Origin of the sequence: Rhizohabitans arisaemae (assembly GCF_025996515.1) — a bacterium.
Taxonomy (GTDB): Bacteria; Actinomycetota; Actinomycetes; order Streptosporangiales; family Streptosporangiaceae; genus Rhizohabitans; species Rhizohabitans arisaemae.
In genome coordinates this window covers 1-1,673 of the sequence record NZ_BLRH01000018.1, presented here as the reverse complement: position 1 = coordinate 1,673, position 1,673 = coordinate 1, and the positions used below count along the sequence as shown (strand labels likewise).

The window sequence follows — 1,673 nt, the reverse complement described above, 5'->3', positions numbered from 1 at the left end:
GATCCCCGCCTGGCGCGGCGTCCCCGTCCTGCCCTGCAACAAGATCCCCATCACCAAGACCCGCACCACCTCCATCCTGGCCATGCGCACCGGCCAGGAGAACCAAGGCGTCATCGGCCTCCACCAGACCGGCATCCCCGACGAATACCAGCCCAGCCTCTCGGTCCGCTTCATGGGCGTCGACGACAAAGCCGTCATCTCCTACCTGGTCAGCGCCTACTACAGCGCCGCCGTCCTGGTCCCCGACGCCCTCGGCATCCTGGAGAACGTCGAACTCGGCCACTAAAAGGCCCGCGCACACGACACGGCCCCGGCCCGACCGGGCGGCCCGACCGCGCGATCCGCCGCGAATCCGCCCGGCGCCGGGACTCTCGTACCGGTGTCCGCCCCGGGAGGCCACACCCTGCCCGACGCACCGGCGCAGGACATCGACAGGGAACAGCGCATCGACAGAAGACGGTGGTCGGACTGTGACGCAACCGCTCGAAAGCAACCCCCAACGGCAGACGGCTCTCGGTACCGCGGCCGCCAAAAACCTGGCCACCACCACCAAATCCGTCCCCCAAATCCAGGAGACCACCTCCCGCTGGCTCCTGCGCATGCTCCCCTGGGTCCAGGTCACCGGCGGCACCTACCGCGTCAACCGCCGCCTCACCTACGCCATCGGCGACGGCCGCGTCAGCTTCACCACCGCCGGGGCCACCGTCCAGGTCATCCCCGCCGAACTCGTCGAGATCCCCCTCCTGCGCGGATACGACGACCCCGACACCCTCCAAGCCCTGGCCACCCGCTTCACCCAGCACGAAGTCGAAGCCGGCCACACCCTGGCCCACACCGGCCAGACCGCCGACCGGATCTACCTCATCGCCCACGGCAAGATCACCAAAACCGGCGCCGGCCCCTACGGCGACCAGGCCACCCTCGGCGTCCTGGCCGACGGCGACCACTTCGGCGACCACGCCCTCACCGACGAGACCGCCACCTGGCCCTACACCGTCACCACCCTCACCGCCTGCACCCTGCTCAGCCTCCCCCGCCAGGCCTTCGCCGAACTCACCGACCAATCCCCCACCCTCCAAGCCCACCTGCGCAACCTCCACGACAACCCGCCCAAACCCCACAACCGCCACGGCGAAGCCGCCATCGAGCTCGCCGCCGGCCACACCGGCGAACACAACCTCCCCGCCACCTTCGCCGACTACGAGACCACACCCCGCGAATACGAACTCAGCGTCGCCCAGACCGTCCTGCGCATCCACAGCCGGGTGGCCGACCTCTACAACCACCCGATGAACCAGACCGAGCAGCAGCTCCGCCTCACCATCGAAGCCCTGCGCGAACGCCAGGAACACGAACTCGTCAACAACCGCGAGATCGGCCTGCTCCACAACGCCGACCTCCGCCAGCGCCTGCACCCCCGCACCGGCCCACCCACCCCCGACGACCTCGACGACCTTCTCGCCACGGTGTGGAAGGACCCGGCGTTCATCCTCGCGCATCCGCAGGCGATCGCCGCGTTCGGCCGGGAGTGCAGCAGCCGCGGGATCTACCCCCAGAGCGTCGAGATCAACGGGCACAAGATCCCCGCCTGGCGCGGCGTCCCCGTCCTGCCCTGCAACAAGATCCCCATCACCAAGACCCGCACCACCTCCATCCTGGCCATGCGCACCGGC

General features: G+C 69.5%; 1 protein-coding gene and 1 pseudogene. Both read left to right on the top strand.

Annotated elements, in window-relative coordinates:
* Window positions 1-286: pseudogene (locus RUR_RS08395) on the top strand (Crp/Fnr family transcriptional regulator); the annotation flags it as partial.
* 184 nt (window positions 287-470) lie between these two features.
* Window positions 471-1,673, top strand: a 1,203-nt coding sequence (locus RUR_RS08390; RefSeq protein ID WP_283134368.1) for a family 2B encapsulin nanocompartment shell protein, incomplete at its 3' end; no start/stop codon positions are given.